Annotated in this window: 20 protein-coding genes; 6 read left to right on the forward strand and 14 right to left on the reverse strand. The window is 39.1% G+C overall.

Features of this window, described 5'->3' with window-relative positions:
- Positions 1-78: 78 nt before the first annotated feature.
- The 6 genes from BT1A1_RS14795 to BT1A1_RS14820 all read right to left on the reverse strand — a co-directional run bounded on the left by BT1A1_RS14795 (position 79) and on the right by BT1A1_RS14820 (position 6,809).
- Positions 79-1,056: an NAD(P)H-dependent flavin oxidoreductase gene (locus BT1A1_RS14795; RefSeq protein WP_034772678.1), complete on the reverse strand. Its 978-nt coding sequence runs from the start codon at positions 1,054-1,056 to the stop codon at positions 79-81.
- A gap of 243 nt (positions 1,057-1,299) precedes the next feature.
- The gene (locus BT1A1_RS14800; protein WP_034772679.1) at positions 1,300-2,430 is read right to left on the reverse strand and encodes a CaiB/BaiF CoA transferase family protein; all 1,131 of its coding nucleotides are present in this window, start codon (positions 2,428-2,430) and stop codon (positions 1,300-1,302) included.
- A 122-nt stretch (positions 2,431-2,552) separates the two neighbouring features.
- Positions 2,553-3,704, reverse strand: a complete 1,152-nt coding sequence (locus BT1A1_RS14805) for a thiolase family protein (protein ID WP_034772681.1) — start codon at positions 3,702-3,704, stop codon at positions 2,553-2,555.
- A 34-nt stretch (positions 3,705-3,738) separates the two neighbouring features.
- Complete coding sequence (locus BT1A1_RS14810) at positions 3,739-4,881, reverse strand: acyl-CoA dehydrogenase family protein (protein ID WP_034772684.1); 1,143 nt, start codon at positions 4,879-4,881, stop codon at positions 3,739-3,741.
- A 292-nt stretch (positions 4,882-5,173) separates the two neighbouring features.
- Entirely contained in the window at positions 5,174-5,950 is a 777-nt protein-coding gene (locus BT1A1_RS14815; protein WP_072012709.1) for an enoyl-CoA hydratase/isomerase family protein, read from the reverse strand.
- A 79-nt stretch (positions 5,951-6,029) separates the two neighbouring features.
- A complete protein-coding gene (locus BT1A1_RS14820; protein ID WP_034772687.1) occupies positions 6,030-6,809 on the reverse strand; it encodes an SDR family oxidoreductase in 780 nt (259 codons plus the stop codon).
- Between the two features lie 337 nt (positions 6,810-7,146).
- On the opposite strand from BT1A1_RS14820, the gene BT1A1_RS14825 reads away from it, so the two are divergent.
- The 3 genes from BT1A1_RS14825 to BT1A1_RS14835 all read left to right on the forward strand — a co-directional run bounded on the left by BT1A1_RS14825 (position 7,147) and on the right by BT1A1_RS14835 (position 9,407).
- Positions 7,147-7,635 (forward strand): GNAT family N-acetyltransferase, encoded by a 489-nt coding sequence (locus BT1A1_RS14825; protein ID WP_197057107.1) that lies wholly within the window; start codon positions 7,147-7,149, stop codon positions 7,633-7,635.
- A gap of 66 nt (positions 7,636-7,701) precedes the next feature.
- Positions 7,702-8,205, forward strand: coding sequence for an Lrp/AsnC family transcriptional regulator (locus tag BT1A1_RS14830; RefSeq protein WP_034772688.1), 504 nt, complete (start codon positions 7,702-7,704; stop codon positions 8,203-8,205).
- Positions 8,202-9,407, forward strand: a complete 1,206-nt coding sequence (locus tag BT1A1_RS14835; RefSeq protein WP_051989167.1) for an aminotransferase — start codon at positions 8,202-8,204, stop codon at positions 9,405-9,407. The genes BT1A1_RS14830 and BT1A1_RS14835 overlap by 4 nt, the downstream gene beginning before the upstream one ends.
- A 989-nt stretch (positions 9,408-10,396) precedes the next feature.
- Here BT1A1_RS14835 and BT1A1_RS14845 read toward each other — a convergent pair.
- The 6 genes from BT1A1_RS14845 to BT1A1_RS14870 all read right to left on the reverse strand — a co-directional run bounded on the left by BT1A1_RS14845 (position 10,397) and on the right by BT1A1_RS14870 (position 17,342).
- Entirely contained in the window at positions 10,397-11,506 is a 1,110-nt protein-coding gene (locus BT1A1_RS14845) for a mandelate racemase/muconate lactonizing enzyme family protein (protein WP_034772690.1), read from the reverse strand.
- Between the two features lie 181 nt (positions 11,507-11,687).
- Positions 11,688-12,686 (reverse strand): ABC transporter ATP-binding protein, encoded by a 999-nt coding sequence (locus BT1A1_RS14850; protein ID WP_034772691.1) that lies wholly within the window; start codon positions 12,684-12,686, stop codon positions 11,688-11,690.
- A complete protein-coding gene (locus tag BT1A1_RS14855) occupies positions 12,667-13,683 on the reverse strand; it encodes an ABC transporter ATP-binding protein (RefSeq protein ID WP_034772692.1) in 1,017 nt (338 codons plus the stop codon). The genes BT1A1_RS14850 and BT1A1_RS14855 overlap by 20 nt, the downstream gene beginning before the upstream one ends.
- Positions 13,684-13,722: 39 nt before the next feature.
- Complete coding sequence (locus BT1A1_RS14860) at positions 13,723-14,646, reverse strand: ABC transporter permease (RefSeq protein ID WP_231553346.1); 924 nt, start codon at positions 14,644-14,646, stop codon at positions 13,723-13,725.
- Positions 14,647-14,666: 20 nt separating this feature from the next.
- Positions 14,667-15,617 carry an ABC transporter permease gene (locus tag BT1A1_RS14865; protein ID WP_034772693.1) on the reverse strand — a complete coding sequence of 317 codons (951 nt, stop codon included), beginning with the start codon at positions 15,615-15,617 and terminating at the stop codon, positions 14,667-14,669.
- A 144-nt stretch (positions 15,618-15,761) separates the two neighbouring features.
- Positions 15,762-17,342, reverse strand: a complete 1,581-nt coding sequence (locus tag BT1A1_RS14870) for an ABC transporter substrate-binding protein (RefSeq protein WP_034772695.1) — start codon at positions 17,340-17,342, stop codon at positions 15,762-15,764.
- A gap of 138 nt (positions 17,343-17,480) precedes the next feature.
- On the opposite strand from BT1A1_RS14870, the gene BT1A1_RS14875 reads away from it, so the two are divergent.
- Together BT1A1_RS14875 and BT1A1_RS14880 are read left to right on the forward strand one after the other, a co-directional pair.
- On the forward strand, positions 17,481-18,290 hold the full coding sequence (locus BT1A1_RS14875) for a MurR/RpiR family transcriptional regulator (RefSeq protein WP_034772697.1): 810 nt from the start codon (positions 17,481-17,483) through the stop codon (positions 18,288-18,290).
- A gap of 1 nt (position 18,291) precedes the next feature.
- A complete protein-coding gene (locus BT1A1_RS14880; RefSeq protein ID WP_034772699.1) occupies positions 18,292-19,413 on the forward strand; it encodes a M20 peptidase aminoacylase family protein in 1,122 nt (373 codons plus the stop codon).
- 251 nt (positions 19,414-19,664) lie between these two features.
- Here the strand turns inward: BT1A1_RS14880 and proC are convergent, their stop codons facing one another.
- Together proC and BT1A1_RS14890 are read right to left on the reverse strand one after the other, a co-directional pair.
- Complete coding sequence (gene proC / locus BT1A1_RS14885; protein ID WP_034772700.1) at positions 19,665-20,471, reverse strand: pyrroline-5-carboxylate reductase; 807 nt, start codon at positions 20,469-20,471, stop codon at positions 19,665-19,667.
- 552 nt (positions 20,472-21,023) lie between these two features.
- Positions 21,024-22,106 (reverse strand): N-acetyltransferase DgcN family protein, encoded by a 1,083-nt coding sequence (locus tag BT1A1_RS14890; RefSeq protein ID WP_034772703.1) that lies wholly within the window; start codon positions 22,104-22,106, stop codon positions 21,024-21,026.
- Positions 22,107-22,623: 517 nt separating this feature from the next.
- Between BT1A1_RS14890 and BT1A1_RS14895 the strand changes: the two genes are divergently transcribed.
- Positions 22,624-23,124, forward strand: a complete 501-nt coding sequence (locus tag BT1A1_RS14895; RefSeq protein ID WP_034772706.1) for a hypothetical protein — start codon at positions 22,624-22,626, stop codon at positions 23,122-23,124.
- Positions 23,125-23,425: the final 301 nt, after the last annotated feature.

Consider the following 23,425-nt stretch of genomic DNA (forward strand, 5'->3'; position numbering starts at 1 on the left):
CCCCGCAATTTTTTGAGTGCATCCATTCCTATTTGATCAGTTTCAAAGTAATTTTTGCAACTGCGAGACTACAACTGGTTAAAAAGTAACACTTCTCTTAACAATTTTTTCTTTTGCCGCTTCATATTGCTGTTTCAGTTCGGCAACAATTTCAGCAAGGGATTGGACCTGTGTGATCGCCCCCACCCCTTGTCCGGCTGACCAGACATCTTTCCAAGCCCGGATGTTTGGATTGCCCAACTCAGAAAAATCAATTTTTTCTTTCCGTTGTAATTTTTCCGGGTCAAGACCAACCTGTTTAATACTCGGAATTAAGTAGTTCGCATTCACACCACTGAACGCATCGGTATAAATAATATCCTCCACCCTTGATTCAATAATCATTTTTTTATAGGCTTCATTTGCCAAACTTTCTTTCGCCGGGATAAATCGTGAGCCAAGATAGGCAAAATCCGCTCCAAGAATTTCAGCGGCAAGAATATCTTCACCTTTCGACATCGCACCCGCTAAAACTACCGGACCATCCCAAAACGTTTTTACTTCGTGGATAAATGCAAACGGACTGTACGTGCCGCCATGTCCACCTGCCCCGCTGCAAACAAGAACGAGCCCGTCAACCCCTTTCTCAATTGCTTTTTTGGCAAATTTGACATTGATGACATCAGAAAAAACTACACCCCCATACTGGTGGGCAATTTCGACAACCGGGCTCGGGTCACCAAGAGAAGTGATAATGAGTGGCGGTTGATATTTTTTAATCAGTTGCAAATCTTCCGTAAACCTTTTGTTGGAACGGTGACTAATGAAGTTAATCCCCCAAGGTGCGATTTTTTTATCGGGATTGGCCGTTTTTATCCGGTCCCATTCTGTAGTAATCTGTTCAAACCACCCTTCCAGAATTTCATTTGTGCGGGCATTTAACGCCGGAAAAGTTCCGATAATTCCTGCCTCACATGCTCGCAAAACCATATTTGGGTCATTGATTAAAAACATCGGTGCCATAATGACCGGGATGGTTGTAGATTCTTTAAACTTTTCAATGCTTGTTTTTGTCATAAAATTCATCTCCTTTTTAGTTAAATATTGTCAATGGTAGAGCCAAAAACTCAATGAAACTGAGAAAACCATAACAATAGAAGAGAGAAAAACAGAATTTGGTTGCTTAATCCCTATGCGCACATATCGGGAAAGTTCAGCGCTGGAAGTTTTTACGCAGCGCAACTCCGGAAACTTTTACAGTTGCTTAACCCTTATACCCGCTTACCCGGTAAGATTACCCGACGCAACTCTGAAAAACTTTTACGATTTGTCTTGATTTAAATAATACTCTGTGTGCTCACCTAATTTCGGGGCAGCTGTCCGGATTTTCCCCGGTGTTCTTGATAATTTAATAGGGATTCCAATATGTTTTACCGGTATGCCATCCTGCTCAATGGCTTCGAACATTTTTCTGGCTTGCACTTGCGGATGGTTGACCAGTTCGGCAAAAGTTAAAACCGGCGAAACGCATGCTTCTGCATCTTCAAAAATATCCATCCATTCTGCCAATGTTTTTGTATACATAACGGTTTGAATATCGTGCTTCAGCTTATATTGGACTTCATCCGGTTCATTTAATAGAGGAATCCATTCCGGTTTCCCAAGTTTTTGGCAAAATATGCGCCAAAACTTCATTTCCAATGCCCCGACTGCTAACCAACGTCCGTCTTTCGTCTGATAGACCTCATAGCACGCAAGCCCACCGGACAACATCTGTTCCCCTCGTTTAGACGGAATGTTTTTCATCAAATAATTTGGAAGGGTGGATTGAAGAAGCGATATCACCCCATCCATCATGGAAATGTCGATAAATTGCCCTTTTCCGGACTTTTCCCGCTCCAATAATGCAAGTAAAATACCAGTCACTGCCGGATAAGCCCCACCAGCAAGATCAGCAACTTGAACGGCTGGTACAATCGGTTTTCCATCCTTTTCCCCCATTAACTCCAACAATCCGGCGTAACTAATATAATTGATATCGTGACCCGGCATTTCTGCATAGGGCCCCGTTTGTCCATAACCGCTAATGGCACAATAAATGAGGCGAGGGTTTATTTTTTCTAAAACAGGAAAATCGAGACCTAGCCGTTTCATGACCCCCGGACGAAAAGATTCGACAACCACATCGGCTTTTCCAACCATTTGTAAAAATTGGTCTTTTCCCTCATCTGTTTTCAAGTCGAGCGTTACACTTTTTTTATTGCGGTTCAAAGAATGAAACATCACACTATTTTCATCAATTTTCGGTTCATAATGTCGGGCATAGTCACCTAATTCAGGCGCTTCAATTTTAATCACTTCCGCCCCAAAATCGGCAAGAAGCATCGTGCAAAAAGGTCCGGGAAGCAGACGGGATAAATCCAGCACGCGGATGGATTGTAATGGAAACATCGATTCAACCTCTTTCATTAACGTTTTGGAAAAGTTCCCTTATACTCTAATATTTGGGAAAATTGATCAGATTTTCTTTAACATTTGCTGTGAGTGCTATTAAAGTTTTCTCCGGCAAAGGTTTAGTCCAGTCGTTCAATAATTGTCGCATTGGCCATTCCGTAACCTTCGCACATCGTTTGAAGTCCGTAGCGACCGCCCGTTCTTTCCAGCTCACTCATCATCGTCAACATCAGTCTTGCTCCGCTGGCTCCAAGAGGGTGTCCTAGTGCAATGGCCCCGCCGTTCGGATTCAATTTTTTTGCATCCGCTCCGGTATCTTTCAACCAAGCAAGCGGTACCGATGCGAACGCTTCATTTACTTCAAAAATATCAATCTCTTGAATCGTTAAACCGGCCTTTTTCAACACTTTTTCCGTAGCCGGGATCACGCCGGTCAACATGAGGGTCGGATCGGAACCTACAACCGTCCTTGCGACAATGCGAAATCTTGGTTTTAACCCGAGCTGTTCCGCTTTTTCACGGGACATAATGAGAATGGCAGCGGCCCCGTCACTAATTTGGCTTGAGTTTCCGGCTGTAATAAAACCGTTTTCTTTAAAAGACGGCTTTAATCCTGCCAGTTTTTCCATTGATGTGTCTTTACGCGGCCCTTCGTCTTTCGTTACAATCGTTTTCGTTCCATCCGGCAATGTAACTTCAACAGGCATTATTTCTTTCGCAAAACGGCCTTCATCTTGTGCTTGAATGGCTTTTTGATGACTATTTAGTGAAAATTCGTCCAACTCGTCCTTTGTCGTATGCCATTTTTCCGCAATCCGTTCCGCCGATAATCCTTGATTAATCATTTCATACTTAGAAGTAAGTGCCTCGCTGTAAGTTACCCCTTGCGTATTAGAAAACATTGGCACACGAGACATGCTCTCTACTCCACCGGCAATAACAACATCCATATCCCCGCTTATGATTGCTTGTGCGGCAAAATGTACGGCTTGTTGACTCGAACCGCATTGCCTGTCAATTGTCGTTCCCGGCACTTCAATCGGAAAACCGGCAATAAGTGCTGCTTGCCTGGCAATATCAGAAGCCTGTTCCCCAACTTGTGTAACACAACCATAGATCACATCTTCAACAAGACCCGGCTCAATACCCGCACGCTTAACCACTTCGGCAAGCGGCAATGCGGCCAGTTCCTCCGCCCGAATACCACTAAGTAAACCATTTCTCTTTCCAACCGGCGTCCGTACCCCTTCGATAATAACCGCTTCTTTCATAGACGTTCCCCCTTCTTCTTAAGTAGAATGCCACTCAAAGTAAATTTTTCGCAATAATTTGCTTCATAATCTCATTTGAACCTGCATAAATGGAAGTTACAGCGATATCACGGTATCGTCTCGCAATCTCGTATTCTTCCATATATCCGTAACCACCATGTAATTGCATGCATTCACCGGCTATTTTTTTCGCCAAATCCGAAACCCACCATTTTGCCATCGATACTTCGGTGACGATAGATTTTCCTTTCATATGTTCCAAAATAAGCCGATCTACAAAAGCACGCCCTATTTGGAGCTCCGTGGCCATTTCGGCAATTTTAAATTGGGTATTTTGAAAATTGCTGATTGTTGTACCAAAGGCTTGCCGCTGTTTTACATAATCAATCGTTAACTCTAACATTTTTTCGGCAGAAGCCATACATTGAATAGCAACAAGCAAACGTTCCTGTTGTAATTTTTCCATTAAATAGTAAAATCCCTTTCCTTCTTCACCAAGTAAATTCGTTCTTGGGACCCGCACTTCTTCAAAAATTAACTCACTTGTGTCATTGGCATGCTGACCAATCTTTCTCAATTTTTTCCCTTTCTTAAAACCGGGGGTACCAGCTTCTACAACAAATAAACTAATGCCGCGGTGAGGAGGGTTTACTTTTGGATCGGTTTTACAAACGAGAACAACTAAATCGGTCGTGTAACCGTTTGTGATAAATGTTTTTTCACCGTTAATGATATAGTCGTCCCCATCACGAATAGCGGTCGTTTGAATACTCGCCAAATCAGAGCCCGCTCCCGGTTCCGTCATACCAATGGCGGTTATTATATCACCTGTAAGTGCACCGGGTAACCATCGCTGTTTTTGTTCTTCCGTTCCATAAGCTTCGATATACGGAATAACAATATCATTATGTAGACTGATTCCGACCATTCCCGTGCCGACCCGCTCCATTTCTTCATTCATGACAACCGCATAACCAAAATCGGTGCCTAAACCGCCGTATTTTTCCTCAACTTGCGGGCAAAGATAACCTTGTTCTCCAAGTTTTTTCCAAAATGAACGTGGCACTTCTTTATTTTTTTCCCACTGTTCATAGTTTGGGACCGCTTCCTTTTCTAAAAATTTCCGTAAAGCTTGTCGGAAAATCTCATGTTCTTCCGTTAAGTACAAGTGCTCCATCCGCACACCCCCCAATAATTAAAACGCTTTCTTTTTAAAAAATTATCACCTTCCTTGTTTATGATTATTAATTATTTTCTAAAAAAAGGCAACTAAAAAATGAATCCTCATTCATCATTTTTTTGACAAATTCACCGCTAAACGAACTGGATGTTGTATTCTGAATGTATCTGATTTTTTTCGAAAGATACTATCTTTTGAAATTTCCCCCAAAACCAACTGGATGTCCCTTCATCAAAAAGTACCCCCATTGAAGTTCACTTTTTCACCGGCTTGAACATTTCCTTTAAGATTATGTAAATTTTGCTTTCCTTTTATTTAAAAAGGCGTCGACACCTTCTTTATAATCCTCTGATGTAACGGAATCTAAAATTTCCTGTAAAATTTCGTCATTATCATCTTCTCCGCCATGCAAAACGTGATTAATAATTTTCTTCGCACTTCGAACAGTCATTTGCGAGTTTTCACATATCATTTTCGCATAAGCATAAGTTTCCTTTTCTAATTGATTCGACTCGCAGATTCGATTAATAAGACCCATTCGGAGTGCTTCTTCAGCGCTAAAAATCCGCCCGGTATATAAAATATCTTTCGCATTTGCCTGACCAACCAAGTCAACTAAATGCTTTGTTGCCTTCGTATTATAAATAATCCCAAGTTTTGCCGGGGTAATCGCAAATTTCCCGGTGGAATCGGAAAATCGAAAATCGCATGCCACTGCCAGTTCGCAACCACCTCCAACACAAAATCCTTGAATCATGGCAATTACCGGCTTTGGCCCTATTGCGATTTTTTCCTCGAGATCAGCCATCACTTTACTATAGGTGATAATTTCTTCAGCTGTGGATCTCCTTGTCCGAAATTCGCTGATATCTGCTCCTGCCGAAAAAGCTTCTTCAGTCGTACTGCGAAAGACAATAACTTTTACTGCACGGTCCTCATGGCAACGTTCAACATATTCATTCAGGCTCTCCCACATTTCGAACGATAGGGCATTCCTTTTTTCCGGCCGGTTAATAAAAATGGATGCGATATTGTCTTTGACTTCCATAAAAATTTGATTCGCCATGTTTACCTCCTGAAAATACTCGTTCTGTAAAATTTTCCTTTAGTCATTTCCCGAAAAACTTATTCTGCAAAACTTTCCTTTAGTCATTTTCCCGGAATACTTTTCCCAAAACATCCATACCGCCTGTAGCCGATAAAATACAGCCGGTAATTAAGTCAGACTTTTCATCCGCAAGAAAAGCAATCGTTCGGGCAATATCTTCTCCGGTCCCTTCCCTTCTTCTTTCAGGAGCGGATTTCATATACGAAACGGCATCGGCAATTGTTTTTTCCTTCCACTCGCTTTTAATATCACCCGGTGAAACCATGTTTGCTGTAATCCCGTTTTTCGCTTCTTCAATTGCAATCGTTCGTGTTAGTGACGCAAGCCCCGTTTTTGCGGCAGCGAATGCGGAACGGTAAATCCAACCCGGTGCCGTTTCTACCCGATCAAAACCCATGGTGATAATTCGTCCCCATTTTTGTTTTCGCATCGACGGGATGACCAGTTTTGCCAAATAAAAAGCACTGGTTAAATTTCCTTGTAACAAATAATTCCACTCGTCCATCTCATACTCTGTAAGTGGTTTTCTTTCTTGAATATACGGGCCGGCATTATGAACAAGAATATCAATTTTTTGGAAAACCTCCATCGCCTTACTTACCATACGCTCACAATCAGAGGAGTTTGCAACATCTCCTTGTACCTCAATATTTTTCGTACCATATCTCCGGTTTAGCTCGTTAGCAAGGGTCTCGGCTTCCAAGGCACTGTTTCGGTAGTTAATTACCACATTGCAGCCTTTTTCAGCTAATTGAATCGCTGTTTGTTTCCCGATCCCGGTCGCTCCCCCGGTAATTAAGGCAACTTTATGATCCATAGAAAGTACCCCCTTATTTTTTTGTAATTAAATTTTTCCAATATCCAGAAAGCCTTACTGGAACTTCCCATAATGGTAAATATTTCAGTTTGCGTAAAAGGTTATGAAAGCATGGGATTTCACGTGTTGTCCATAAAATAATTTCCAAAAATCGAAGTCGGACTATTTTCAAAGGTTATTATATTTGATAAAATTACTATAAAATTAGAAGGGCTTCAAATGATTAAAATGTTTCAGTATCCAGACTTTCAAGCTGGAAGTTGATACATATTACTCTTAGCTTACCAAAAATCTTTGCATTTGAGTAATGATTGAATCTTTGTCAGGAGGCGGTCCATTGAAAGAAATCCAAATTCGGCCGATTCGTAAAGAAGATATTTCCGGCCTTAATGAAATTCGTCGACACCCGGCTGTTACAGAGAATACCTTAGGCTTACCCTCTGAACGAATCGAAAGGACAGAAGAATTTTTTAATCGTCTTGGACCGGATGATCATGTTTTTGTGGCAGTAACCGGAAGTACTGTGGTCGGAATGGGGGCTCTTTTTGTAAACAGCGGAAAATTACGTCATACGGGAAGACTTGTTTTGATGGTACATGGTGATTTTCATAACAAGGGAATTGGCAGTTCGCTGTTAAATACATTAGTTCATCTTGCGGACCATGATTTAGGATTAATCAGGCTTGAACTTGATGTCGTTGTCGATAATGAACCTGCAATTCACTTATATAAAAAATACGGATTCGAAATCGAAGGAAGACTGAAAAAAGCTCATTTTTCCCGTGGAGAATATCAAGATCTCTTTATTATGGGCCGGGTGAAATAAATCATTTTTCGGCTGAACCAGTTCATCAAACATAATTTTTTATGTAAAAACTAGAGGAGGAACATCATGAAACTGACAAATGAAGAACTTGAAATATTGGCGATTTTGGAAGAAAACCACCGGCAATCGGTAAAGTCAATCGCCATGCAAGTACAATTAAGTGAAGACAAGGTAGCAGAACTAATTAAAAAATTAGAAGATGAAAATATTATCGTCAGTTATCCGGCTCTGATCGATTGGAGCAAGGTTGACGGAAAAGAAAATGTCGTGGCTATGATCGACGTCAAAGTAACGCCAAAACGGGGAGTTGGCTTTGATGAAGTGGCTGAAAAGATCTACCGGTTCCCGGAAGTCACTTCCCTGTATTTAATGTCCGGTGCCTATGATTTGTCGGTTACGGTTGAAGGAAAAACAATGAAAGAAATTGCTATGTTTGTGTCGGATAAATTATCGACAGTCGAAAACGTCATTTCGACTACCACCCATTTTATGTTAAAAAAATATAAACATGATGGCGTGATTATTGAAGGAAAAGAAGATCAAGATCGCAGAATGGTGGTAGCTCCATGATTGATTATAACCAATTTTTAGCAACACAAGCTGTCGAATTAAAACCGTCCGGGATTCGCAGATTTTTTGATGTAGCTTCAAAAATGGAAAATGTGATTTCTTTAGGTGTTGGAGAACCGGATTTTGTCACACCTTGGGCAATCCGTGATATGGCTATTGCTTCAATAGAGGACGGGTTTACTTCTTATACGGCCAATCCCGGGCTTCTTGAGTTACGGGAGGAAATAGCCAATTATATGGAACGGAGTTATCATCTTTCCTATCAACCGGAAAATCAAATTATCGTAACAATCGGGGCTAGTCAAGCTTTGGATACAGCTTTTCGTGCCTTATTAAATCCCGGTGAAGAAGTGTTGATTATTGAGCCGGCTTTTGTATCCTATGCTGCCTTAGTCACCATGGCAGGAGGAAAACCGATCCCTGTTTCCACTTGGGCAGAGAACGGCTTTAAAGTGACGGCAGAACAAATAGAAAAGGCCATTACTCCTAGGACAAAAGCGATTTTATTATGTTCACCAAATAATCCGACAGGCGCTTTTTTAAATAAACATGATTTATCTGCTATCGCTGAAGTAGTGAAGAAACATAACTTGATTGTTGTTTCGGATGAAATCTATGCAGAGTTGACTTATGATGAGGAATATTACAGTATCGCCACCTTACCCGGTATGTATGAAAGAACCATTGTCATCAACGGTTTTTCAAAAGCTTTTGCGATGACCGGGTGGCGCCTTGGTTATGTTTGTGCACCACAACCGATTATTGAGGTCATGCTAAAAATTCATCAATATACAACGATGTGTGCGCCACATATGCTGCAACACGGTGCCATTGAAGCATTACGGAACGGCGCCGATCAAGTGGAAGAAATGCGAAAAAGTTACCGGCGAAGAAGAAATTATATCGTTGAAGCATTGAACCAGATCGGCTTAAATTGTCATCTACCGGGTGGGGCTTTCTACGTCTTTCCTTCGATTCAAAATACCGGGCTAACATCGGAACAGTTTGCTGAACAATTATTGATGAAAGAACGGGTTGCAGTTGTTCCGGGGAATGCTTTTGGAGAAAGTGGCGAAGGTTATATTCGCTGTTCTTATGCCACCTCACTGCAACAACTGCAGGAAGCCATTCGCCGGATTGAGAAATTTTTACAGTCCCTTGGAGCAAACCCGAAAGTCTGTGAGCATCAAGCTAGCTTGTAAATAGAATTAGTCGCGGAATGATACTGCAGTCCGTGAACACCGAGTTAGCTCGTAAATAAAACTACCGTTTAGGATGATGCCACGGATTGGTCTTCAGTCTGTGAATGGCAGTTTTGCTTATAAATAGAACTACCGTTTTATGATGTTATGGATTGGTCTTCAGTCTGTGAACGACACATTCGTTTGTAAAAACCGTATCAATTTTTTTGCAGAAATAAAAAGGGTTATCCATGAAAGTCTCTTCACATCTAAAAATCATTTAAGCTACTAGGAAGAAGTAACGAGATGTTCCAAGATGTTTCGAGCTTTTCACCGGGATAACCCTTTTGTCTACGGTTTTTGTCTATTTTTTAAATGTGCAGACTATAATTCTTATTTTTTTATCAATTCTAAGTCAACCGGGATAAATTCGTCGACACTCTCACCTTTTAGAACTTTTTGGGCAGTTTCCACACCTTTTGCTCCGAAATGCTACGAGTTATTGTTTTAAACAAATAGGAACTTTACTATGTAAAAAGAAAGTTAGTTTTTAATATAACTATAATACTTCCGATAATAGTAATTAGGAGCAAGATAACTAGAACAATTTTTTCAAATAAACTTGAGTCACTTTTATTCTGCATAAACAATAAATAAAAAACCATAGTTAAAATGATTAAGTTAATAACCAAGCATATCAACGTCGTATTTGCTTGATTTTTATGAATCGCTACAAAGTCGTACAGAATTAATGAAAATGCCGAACCAATTAAAAAATAGTAATAAAAAATAACAACTAATAATTTCAGTATTTTCACCATTACACCATCCTAAAATACTTTACATATTTAGAAATTTAACATATATCCATAAAAAATAAAAGAGACTTGTGCATTAGTGTTAGTAGCCCTGAAATTGTTTCCAAATCTGTATATAACATAGTAATTGTAAAAAGAGCACCCACAATTGGGCACTCTTTTTTTAAGGAATGGTTTTGATATCCTTTCCACTCAAACAATTTGATCTGAAACCAATGTTAATTCTTTTAAGATTGATTCATCCACATCCACACCTAGTCCCGGTTTATTGGAAAGCTTTACATAGGGGACATCATACTTTAAGTTCCCAATGTCTTTTGAAAACTTTAATGGACCTGTTAATTCCATACTTGTGATAATTTTTTTGGAAAAGGCAAGATGCAACCCGGCTGCAGAGGCCACAGATGATTCAACCATCGAACCTACTTGACATTCGATGGCCGCCATTTCAGCCATATGTGCCAACTTAAGCGCCGGATAGATACCTCCGCATTTCATTAATTTAATATTGACTTTATCAGCAGCACGTTTTGCAATAATTTCCCGCATCGTCTTAGGTCCGTGCAATCCTTCGTCTATCATTAGGGGGACGGTAGTTTTTGATTTGATTTCAGCCATCCCGTCAATATTATCTGCTACGACGGGTTGCTCAATCCATTCCAAAAACATATCTTCAAGCATCCGCAAAACTTTCAAAGTGGCAGCACTTGTTTTCCATCCTTGGTTAACGTCAATTCGTATCGACACTTCTTCCCCGACTCGTTCTCTGACTGCTCTAATCCGCTTAACATCTTCCATTGGATCTGTTCCAACTTTTAATTTAAATGAGGTATACCCTTCATTCAAATATTTTTCTGCTTCATCTGCCATTCTTTTTGGTGAATCGATACTAAGAACTTTTGTGAGCGAAAAATTTTGATGGTAACGCCCACCCAACAAAGTATAGACTGGAACACCGAGTTTTTTTCCGGCAATATCATAACAGGCGATATCGATTGCCGCCTTGGCAGTAGGAATACCATACATCGTTTTGTCCATAATTTCATGGATATATTCGATGTCCATTGGGTTTTGACCGATTAATTCCGGGGCAATTTTGGATTTTAGCACATGATACGTACTTTCCCAAGTTTCCCCTGTAACATGTTCATCCGGAACTCCTTCACCATACCCGACAATTCCATCATCCGTAGTAATTTTTGTTATAATGGAAGGCATTGTATCATACCGGGCATAGCTAATGACAAACGGCTCAATTAAGGGCAGTTTAATTGCATACACCTCAATTTTTTTAATCCTCAATAGTCAACATCCCCTTTAGTAAATTTATGAATGATAATGATGGTTTAGGAGGATATGTTCCTATCATTTTAAAATCTGAAGGTAAACGAATTTCTCCATCCAATAGACTTACATCATACATCATTGTTTAAACTTTCTTTCTAGAAATAATACTTTCTCGCCAATCTTTCAACATGAACTCTTAATATAAATGACATGCGACAAGATGACCGTTGGTGCTTTCTTTATATATTGGCTTTTCCTTCTTACATTTTTCTATGACAAACGGACACCTTGTGTGAAAAACACATCCGGATGGTGGGTTGATTGGAGAAGGAACATCGCCTTTCAAAATAATTCGCTCCCTTCTTACCCTTGTATCCGGAATTGGGATGGAAGACAGTAAAGCCTTTGTATACGGATGAAGCGGATTCTCAAATAACTCATCAGTTGAAGCCTTTTCAACAAGATGACCTAAATACATAACACCGATTTGATCAGAAATATGCCGGACTACACTTAAATCGTGGGAGATAAATAAATAAGCCAACTTGAATTCATCCTGAAGTTCTTCCAACAAATTAATCACTTGCGACTGAATTGATACATCTAATGCAGAAACCGGTTCATCAAGTATAAAAACAGATGGGTTTACTGCCAACGCACGGGCAATTCCAATTCTTTGTCTCTGTCCACCGGAAAACTCGTGAGGAAACTTATAATATTGATCTTCCCTGATTCCTGTCCTTCTTAATAAATACATTGCCTTCTCAATTCGTTCCGCCTTATTTCCGATTCGATGTATTTTCATAGATTCTTCTATTATTTCACCAATCCGCTTTTTTGGATTAAGTGATGAATGCGGATCTTGGAAGACCATTTGAATTTCTTTTCTTACTTTTTTCATTTCTTTTGGCTTTAACGTAAATAAATCTCTCCCTTTATATATCGCAGCCCCTTCTGTTGGCTCCGTCAGCCGTAAAATAGTCCTTCCCGTCGTACTTTTGCCACATCCCGACTCACCGACAAGACCGATAGTCTCTTTTTCAGTCAAATCAAAGGTTACCTGTTCAACTGCCTTAACAAAATCTTTTGTTTTGCCAAAAGGTGAGGTGATTGGATAATATTTTTTTAAATTTTTTACTTGCAAGATGGGTGCGGACTGTTTCCGTGCTTCCTTTTCAGCTTGTTGCTGTGACATCTATCTTCTCCTCCATTTGCCCGATTTTTTCATAATGCCAACATCTCACTTTATGTCCCCCATCTGTTTCCTTTAATACGGGAGATTGTGTCCTGCACTGTTCATCCGCAAACGAGCATCTGGGTGCAAATCGGCAACCTTTTGGAATATTGTGGAGGGAAGGAACAATCCCCTCAATCGTATAGAGCTTTTTATTACGGTCACCTTCGATTTTAGGTATGGACTTTAATAATCCTTTGGTATATGGATGAAGTGAATTTGTAAATATGTTGTCCACCGGTGCTTCCTCAATCACTTGCCCCAGATACATGACAGCAACTCTGGTACAAACCTCCGCCACAACACCTAAATCATGGGTAATCATAATAACCCCCATGTTCAATTCCTTTTTCAATTCATTGATGACATCCAAAATTTGTGCTTGTATAGTTACATCTAGTGCTGTTGTCGGTTCATCTGCAATTAACAGGCTTGGTTTACATGATAGGGCCATTGCAATCATTACCCTTTGTCTCATTCCACCAGATATTTCGTGAGGGTATTCAAGTATTCTTTTTTCCGGTGAAGGAATTCCTGTTAACCGCAACATTTCTATCGCTTTTTCATATGCCTCCTTTTTTGATACCTTTTGGTGAGTTAAAATCGTCTCGACAATTTGATTTCCGATTGTATAGACGGGATTTAGAGAAGTCATTGCATCTTGAAATATCATTGCGATTTCATTTCCCCGAATATCAACCATTTTCTTTTCAGGTAGAGAAAGTAAATCTTGACCTTTAAAAAGGATCTCGCCTTCATATTTTGTTGTCCGCTCATCTAAAAGGCGCATGATCGATTCTGCCGTAACACTTTTTCCACAACCGGATTCACCTACAAGGCCTAAAGTTTCACCGTAATCGACATGCAGGCTCATCCCATCAACTGCTACAACCGAACCCATTTCTGTTAAAAACGTCGTCTTTAAATTTTTTACTTCTAATAAATGCTCTCCCACCATCTCACCCCTTAAAATCAAGTTAAATCAATATAAACGAAATTATTGTTTATTTATTGCTTTATGACTTTTCGGATCTAATAAATCACGCAACCCGTCGCCAAAGATATTCAATCCAAGAACGGCCAGAATGATAAACAGACCTGGAAAAACAGTCATCCACCATGCTGAATAGATTACCGTTTTTCCATCATATAAAATATTACCCCAACTCGGGTTGGGAGCAGGTATACCCACTCCTAAAAAACTTAAAGAAGCTTCAAGGATGATGGCAATGGCAAATATATATGTAACTTGAACGATCATTGGTGACAGTGCATTCGGGACAGTGTGGAACCAAATGATTCTCCATGAACTCGCGCCCAGTGTTTTCATCGCCTCAACATATGTTTGTTCTTTTACAACCAAGGCACTAGAACGCACAATTCTCGCTACAACCGGAATTTTTACAATCGTTACTGCAATAATGACATTGACCGGTCTGGGTCCTAGAACAGCCATAATCGCCACGGCTAACAAAATATCGGGAAAGGCCATTAACGCATCACAAATCCGCATAAAAATATGATCAAGAATCGAATAATAGGCAGCATACAAGCCAACGAATAGACCAATAACCGCTGTCAAAAATGCAACAGATAGACCAACGCCCAATGAAACTTGAGCTCCATGGGCTACACGACTGAACAAATCCCTTCCAAAATTGTCAGTTCCAAACCAATGTTCAGCACTAGGACCCTGAAGTCGGTTAACAGGATCAATCTCTAATGGGGTATACTTACTCACCATCGGACCTACGATTGCAAAAATGATAAGGACCAGTAAAATACTACCACCAATAACAACCGAACGATTTGACAAAAAGCGTTTGATAAACAAGGAGCGCTGTTCTTTTTTCAGTTGATTGCGAATGGAAGTAAAATTGTCGTAGTCTATCTTTGGTTCCATTTGAATTGAAGGTTTCATTTCCATGGTCCGTTCCCCCTTTATTTGCGATTTAACCTGACTCTCGGATCAACAACGCCATACAAAAGATCAATAATTAAATTCAGAACAAGGTAAGTAGTCGCCATGATCAGGATCGTTCCTTGAATAACAGCATAATCTCTTCTAACAATGGAATTCACCACTAATTGACCGATTCCCGGTAAGTTGAACACGGTCTCAGTAACTACTGCTCCTGTAATTAGGGATCCAAATGTTTCACCCAAAATGGTTAAAATTGGAATAAAAGCGTTTCGAAAAGCGTGCTTGTAAATGACAACTCGCTCTTTAAGCCCTTTGGCTTTAGCAGCTTTGATATAATTCATACTTAAAATATCCAGCATGGAAGACCTCGTCATTCGTGCAATTACCGCTGCTTGTATCATTCCAAGTGCAAATGCCGGTAAAATCATATATTTCAGATGTTCCCATATTCCGGCACCGAGTGGCTGATAACCGGCGGCGGGAAGCCATTGTAAATGCACACCGAAAACAAGCATTAATAACAGTCCAAACAAGAAACTTGGTAGTGACATTCCAAACATGGCAATCAGCATAAATAGATGGTCGACAAATGTCCCTTGTTTTTTAGCAGCCAACACTCCTATAGGAATTGCAATAATAATAGAAATTGCTTGTGCAAGCAGGGCAAGAGATAGGGTTGGTCCAATATGTTCGACAAAAGCTTGCAACACAGGTTTGTTCATATATATTGAATCACCAAGATCACCTTGGAAAATTCCGATTAGCCAATAAAAAAACTGACTATATAAGGGTAAGTTTAATCCTAGTTCTTCTCTAAGTTTTTCCACTTCTTCCGGTGTCGCTTCAGGTCCTAAAATAACTGCGGCAGGATCTCCCGGGATTAAGTGGATAAGGAAAAATACGATAGTAGCAACAATCAAAAGAACAGGAATCATGGATATAAATCGCTTTAATATATACGCCTTCAAATATCTCCCACCTTTTTCAAAAGTCGTATAAAAATTTTGTTTCCCCTATATTGATAGAAATATAGGAGATAAGTTAATTTCAAATAATTTATTTTCCGTTTTACCAATATATGGTAACGGGCATTTACTGGATGCACTAATTCGTTATTTATTTATACTGACATTCCAGAAATTAGGACCTAACATTTGAGTAAAGCCTTGAACCTTTTCTGAATATGCCGACACTCTTGAATTTCTTCCAAGATTAATAACTGGAAGATCCTCCCACATCGTTTTTTGTAACTCTGCATAGTGCTCTTTAGCTTCCTCAATTGTAGGTGCTGCTTGGATATCATCAAGGAGTTGATCAATTTTAGGATTGTTCGTCCATCCCGGCCACTCGGCTCTTGAATCAAGGAATGTATACTGGTGTGGAGTCATCGTAGTCGAATAGCCGGTAAAGAAAATGTCATATAACTCCGGGTTGTTCCTTCTTTCCAGTAATGTTGGCCAATCATATACATCAAGTTTTACTTTCATTCCGATCTTTTCTAATTCTTGTTGGGTTGCAACTGCTGCATTATAATGATGTTCATAATCACGGCTGGTTAAAATGATAATCTCTTCGCCATTATACCCAACTTCCTTGAGCAACTGTTTCGCCTTGTTCAAATCTTTTTGATTATAGTACTCTTTACCGGCGTCTGTATACCAATCAACTTGGGTATCTAGGAACAAACTGTTGTCCAATTCATAAAAATCTTTTTCGGCAAAAGCCGAGCGTAGAACAGCATCCATGTCCAATGCAAAATTAACCGCTTGTCGAGCTCGTACATCTGTGAATAAGCCTGACTTTTTGTTAAATACAAGAATCTCATTCCCATACGGCCAAATATCAACTTTAAATCCCGGTGTGTTTTTTACCTGAGGCACAGAGTCATAGGATAGATAATGTGCATAATCATATTGACCGCTAAGTAAACCATTCACCCTGGTAGACGGATCGGGAACAAAATACCAATTGATTTTATCTACCAAAGCCTCTTTTTTACCTCCCAGTCCGCTTGAAGGTTCAGAACTCGGTACATAATCTTTAAACTTTTCAAAGGCGGCTAATTCATCTTGTTTCCATTCAATGAATTTGAACGGACCGGTTCCAATATACTCTTCTGCTCCTGTTGGTCCGGCTTTTTCTGCAATTTCCTTTGGCATAATGGCGGCCAATCTAGCAAGATCGGCAATAAAATAAGGTACAAGCGAGGAGGGTGCTTGCAATTTTAGTTCAACCGTATAATCATCAATGACCGTCCATGTATGCTCTCCCATTTCCGGCGCATCTTGGCCCCATTTTGTCATTGAAGCCGCAACGTCCTCTGCTTTCATTTCTTTGCCATTGTGGAACTTAACACCTTTTCTCAATTTAAAAGTGTAAGTTTTATGATCATCACTAGCGGTATACGTCTCTGCCAATTGTGGTATAACTTTGTAATTTTCATCCAAAGTCAATAACGACTCATAAATCAATTTCGCCATGTCACGTGTTGCTTCAGCTGTTGTTGAATGAGGGTCCAATGACTGAGGTTGTGTAGGATAAGCAATATTTAATGTTCCCCCTGTTTGTTTTTTGACGTCAGTATCAGAGCTCGATTCTGATTTGGAATTACTCTCTTTTGAATTACATCCCACCAGTAAGAAAACCGCCAACAAAACTACAAAAATACGAAACAACCCTTTCTTCCTTTTCATTTACATTTCCCCCTTTGTATGTGAAAGTTAAAATTGAATAAAACTTATTGTAAATAATCCTAATTTTTTTATATTATAATAAAGGAAATACTTTATTTCAACAGTTAATATTGTGAATACTTTAAAGAAGGTGACAAAATGCAAAAAAAATACATTATGGAAACAGAAAAATCTTTTCCTTCCCTCACTAAAGGGTTGAAGAAAGTTGCAGGAATTTTGCTCAATGATCCTATTATTTTTGCCATCCATCCTGCAAAAAAAATTGGAGAAATTATCGGGGTTAGTGAAACGATGGTCATCCGTTTTTGTAAGGCGATCGGATATGAGTTTAGCAATTTGCAAGAAGAAATTCGTAATGACCTTATCAATGTAGATTTTTATTATGATGATCATAACAACATAAATGACTGCTACGAAAATTTAAACAATGATATAAATTTGATAAAAAATAATTTACTTAAAATAAACTACGAAAAAATTAAAGAAGCAGCAGCTATTATTATGGAAAGTAATAAAATCATTGTCGCCGGTTATTATCAATCTTTCACTTATGCTTACTGGCTTTATTACCACTTAAACTATATTTTGGGTAACACCGTTTTGTATCGTCCTGAAACGGATTCGAGAATTATTATTAATTCCCCTGAAAGTTCATGTCTTGTCGTGTTTTCCTTTTTTCGCTACGCCACCGACCCCATCAATTTGGCGAAAAGTGCAAAGGAAAAGGGGCTCCATGTCATAGTGGTTACAGATTCTGCTGTATCCCCGATAACCGAGTTTGCCGATACGGTTATTGTTATAAATTTAGGAAACCGTTTTTCTTTTTTTCGGATTGGCATGGTGGCACTATCCATTGCAAACATGATCCTTTATGAAATATCAGATAAAGTGAAACCGGAAGATCCTAATTTTGATTCTTATCATTTTGTGATAAAGGAGGGAAAATAAAATGCGAGCAATTGAACAAAACGTAATCAATACCTATCGATACTTGCATAACCATCCCGAAATTAGCTGGCATGAATTTAAGACTACTGCCTACATAAAAGAAAAATTGAAGGAATACTGTTCAAAAGTTATAACGTTTAAAAATTATACCGGTGTGATTGGAGAATTCGGGAATTTTGATGGGAAGCGCCCGGTTGTTGGACTCCGTGCAGATATTGATGCTTTATGGCAGGAAGTAGAGGGGAAATTTAAACCAAATCACTCTTGCGGACATGATGCCCATACTGCAATTATCCTCGGTGTATTGTGGAAACTGGCTGAAGAGAAGTTATTGCATGACAAAGTTGCTATCAAATTTATTTTTCAACCTGCAGAGGAAACAGGTGATGGTGCATTAATGATGGTCCAAAACCATGTCATTGACAATCTCGATTATTTATATGGGATCCATGTAAGACCTTATCATGAAACACCTATGGGAGTTGCCGCCCCTGTCATTATTCATGGCGCGGCAAAAAATTATGAAGGGGTTATTAAAGGAGAAGACGCTCACGGGGCAAGACCGCATTTAAACTTAAACGCGATAGAAGTTGGCGCACAAATCGTCAATCTACTTAACCAGATTCATTTAGACCCCACCGTCCCACACTCAGTAAAAATGACAAAGTTTCAGGCCGGGGGGAAAAGTTTAAATATTATTCCCGGGAACGCTTCATTTGGATTGGACCTTCGCGCACAGAATAATGAACTGATGACTACTTTAGATAAAAAAGTTCGGGAAATATTGTCAACGATTGCAAACTTATATGGAATCACCATTGAACTAACGCACGAAGATTACGTTCCTGCGGCAGTTTTGAATGATACAGCCATTTCAATTATGAAAAAAGCGATCATTGAAACGATTGGTGAAAGTAATATGAAGCCTTCCATCCTTACACCGGGTGGAGACGATTTTCATTTTTATTCAATCAAAAAGCCAACTTTGAAAGCAACGATGCTGGGTTTAGGTTGTGATTTAAGGCCCGGATTACATCACCCGTTAATGAACTTGAATGAAGAAGCTTTGCTGATTGGTGTAAATATATTATTTCAAGCCATCATCAAGACGTATGGATTATAAGAAAAGCGCAGAGTCCCCGCTTAACAAAGTTTGCTAGTTGCTGGTGCTCGGAGCTGGACAATAAAACTAATCCAAAGTCCTGTAAGAAAAGCGCAGAGTCCCCCTCTACGCTTTTCTTTTACTTATCATCTTTTGTATGTCACTAAGCATGCAGATTTAAAAGCTAAGTTCCCTTTCTCCATTTTTCAACCTAGTGGTGAGGCGAAAAGCACAAAATTGTTTCCTGTGCTAAAAACTGTCAAAAATTGGTGTTACCCGTGAATCTTCTTTGCCTTTTCCATGTTCGCTTTAATGGCTTCAATAACAGCCGAACGAAATCCTTTGTCTTCCAGGAGAGCGACAGATTCAATGGTTGTTCCTCCGGGTGAGCATACACTATCCTTTAATGTACCCGGATGCATCCCGGTTTCAAGTAACATTTTTGCTGCACCCAAAACAGCCTGTGCGGCAAACACATACGCTTGTTTGCGAGACATACCATACATAACCGCCCCATCTGCCAATGCTTCAATATACATATATGTAAAAGCCGGTGATGAACCACCAATTGCGGTAACAACATCCATGATAGACTCATCGACAAACTCCACACGGCCGAAACATTCGAATAGTGCTTTAATTTCCTCCAAATCTTCCGGAGTTACGAGGTCGTTTACGGCGATTCCGGTAATCCCTTGCCCCACCAAGGATGGTGTGTTTGGCATTGCTTTTATGATTTTAATGGCTCGATTTAACCGTTTTTCATTTTTTTCAATTGTTTCACCGACTGCCACAAGGATAAGAATCGTATTTTCTCGAATAACATCACGAATCTCTTCAATTACCGTTCCATACATTCCTGACGTAGTCGTTAAAAAGAGAAAATCTGCATTTCTCGCAACTTCCACATTCTGTCTCGTTGTAAGAATTCCGTAAGTTTGTTCTATCTCCTGAAGACTAGATAACGACCTGTTAGAAACAATGATTTGTTTAGGGTCAATTTTTTTTGTCTTAATCATTCCACCAATCATCGCTTTAGCAATATTACCACTACCGATAAATCCAATTGTCCGATTCATAAGTTTACTCTTCCTTCCTATTTGTTTACGGATAATGTATGTATTTAATTAACAATCAAAAAGCTCATTAACAAGTGAACTTTGTTGATGCATTAACTTTTATAATAAAACCTCCTTAACATTAGCAAGTAAACCCCTCTTTTATATAATAGTAAAATTATAGCAAATTTATAAAATATATAAAAGACTACTACGCAAAAAGGATTTATGGAAAAATTTTTATAAGACACGTTTGAGAAAAATGGGTTTTTTGTGGCGAAAACTAAAAAGACTAGCACCTAAAAATCGGAATTTTAAAGTGTGCCTTTAACTGCCAGACTACTTTTGCACGAGGGCTTTTTCAACAAATGTAACGATTTTTGCGGGGTCTTCACCAAAAATTGTCGTTTATAGCGGCTATAGGGCTTGTTTTGACGAAACTTTCCAAAAAAGTTGCATATTTACTCCCCGTTAAGGTGGGATACAACCGTACCGAGCGTTAACGAATCTTCGTATAATGTTCTAAGAACTTACCGATCGATTATTCATATTTAAAGGGTGCCATAAATAAGATCATGCACCCTTTAGCTTTTTCCCTTGCAATGACGGGAAAAATTGAATGATTTGGTCAATTATTTTTCCTGCTCCTTGCTTTAGAATATCCGTTGTCGGCAATTGATACTTCAGTTCGTACTCCTTAATCGTCTTTTCAATTTCCAAATCGTTCATTCCCTCATGATTGAGTGTAATACCGATTACTTTTGTTTTTCCGTAATGTTCAATGAGCTGAATTTCACTTTCAACTGATGGAACCGGGAAGAAAGGAAAGTCCCCTAGCACTTTTCGCTTCGGTGCATGTTGCAAAATAACCGCTTGAGGTCTGGCGCCTTTTAAAATCCCTGCAGAACTGGCATAAGCAGGGTGACTTAACGCTCCTTGACCTTCAACAATAATAATATCGGGGTGTTCGGTTTCATTCGCCCGAACAATTTCGCTCTCCAGTTCACCAATCATATATTGGAGAGGAAACGCATCCATGGCAAAACCATATTTGGCACCTTGAATAAGACCGGTTTGTCCCGTTGCAATAAAAGCCGTTTTAAACCCTTGTTTTTGCAGTTCCTTTTCCAAAGCAACCGCTGTTGTCCGTTTGCCGCATGCACCGTCTGTTCCAAGTACAGTAATAATCGGCGTATCGATATGTAAAATTCGCCCTGAAAAAATTTTCCATTCCTTTTTCGGTTTTGGTTTCCGAATATCCTTAATTTCTACCCCATATGTTTTTGCGTATTCCATCAGTTCTTGATCGTCCGTCAAAAACTCCTGCAGCGGATTAATAATGTTCATACCCGCTTTGATCGCTTGAATAATCACATCACGCTCATGCTTTTTTAAAAATGCGTCAGCCGGTGCAATCCCAAAAATAAAGTATTTCGGCTTTTCACCAAGTTGATTAAGTGCGTGGGATAAATTTTCAAAAATTGGGATGCCATTCTTTTTTTGGTCCAACACTTCACCTGCATCAAGACCGGCCTTTGAACTGTCAATGACGCCCATAATTTCATAAATTCCTGATTCCCTTACTAAACCGTTTGCTGTCTTACCATCCATTGATCCGAATTGATGTTCACAATAAACTAATGCCCTCTTTTTCATACAATATCCCTCCAATGCGTTATATTGAATTTAGAGTAAAAAAAGAACATCGAAACAGTTAAGATAGTCATTGACAGCTGTCTAGTACTACGAAACCGAAAGATGTTACCCACTTACGATATAAGATTTTTAGAATTGCTTGAAGATATAAATTTCATAATCTATTATTTATTATAAATGAAACCGAAGAAAATTGCAAAACGATTTACTCTCAAACATGGGAAGGCTACTTGTCTTGTTAGAAATTTTCCATTTTAGACAGTCGACACTTTTTTTAGGTTTTTTATTGATTTCTATTTTAAAAGAAATTAGTATTTAATTAATAATGCTCTAGAGGAAAGTTGCCATGGATATGGGGAAAATACGAGTGATAAGCGAGGAATGAGTATTCAACAACTAGAAATAGCAAATAATTTCAACACACGATGAATAGGCAAAAGTGGTTCTTGATGAAGATAATGAATCATACGGAGACGGATTGTGTTTGCGTAATTAATGAAAAGGAGATGGTTTATAAATGAATGAAAAAATACTTGAACAAATCCTTGAAGAATTAAAAAGTGTGAATAAACGAATCGACAGCATTGAAGAGGAAGTAAAATATACGAAGGAAATGCAAAAACTTATGCAAGTACAATTAGCTGAAACAAATGAATCACAAAAGCTTATGCAAACGCAATTGACAGAAACAATTGAATTGCAAAAGCTTATGCAAACGCAATTGACAGAAACAATTGAATCACAAAAGCTTATGCAAACGCAATTGACAGAAACAATTGAATCACAAAAGCTTATGCAAACGCAATTGACAGAAACAAATCAAATCGTTCGCGCTATTCGTGACCGTCAGGATGAAACCGACGCCAAACTGGATGCCCTTTCCATTGATGTTCATAAGTTGCATGGAGAACTTAATTTTGTAAAGGAAGAGATATCCGATATCAAGGCTACCGTTGACTTCACTTATCATAAAACATCCCAAAATGAGTTGGAAATCTTCAAACTAAAACGAGATTAACGGAGGAAGAATACAGTTTTGGGCGTGGAAAAACTAAAAATTGGTCAGCAGGTTTTCGGCAACTAAAGTGTCCTTGTCGTATTACTTTTCAAAGAGGTGAAATAATTCCTCTCTTTTTTATTTGTACCAAAAAAATTTACAAAAAAAGTTGGTATATTACATTTAGGTGTATTGTAATTAAATACAGAAAGGAAGTGGAGAATGGTCATACTGTAAAAAATAATAGCCGTAATCACCGGCAAAGTTACGATTCGTAAAGTCTGGTACGAAGGTACGAAATCGAAACTTGAAGCCGAAAGAT

This window comes from Caldibacillus thermoamylovorans (assembly GCF_000751775.1).
Lineage (GTDB): Bacteria > Bacillota > Bacilli > Bacillales > Caldibacillaceae > Caldifermentibacillus > Caldifermentibacillus hisashii.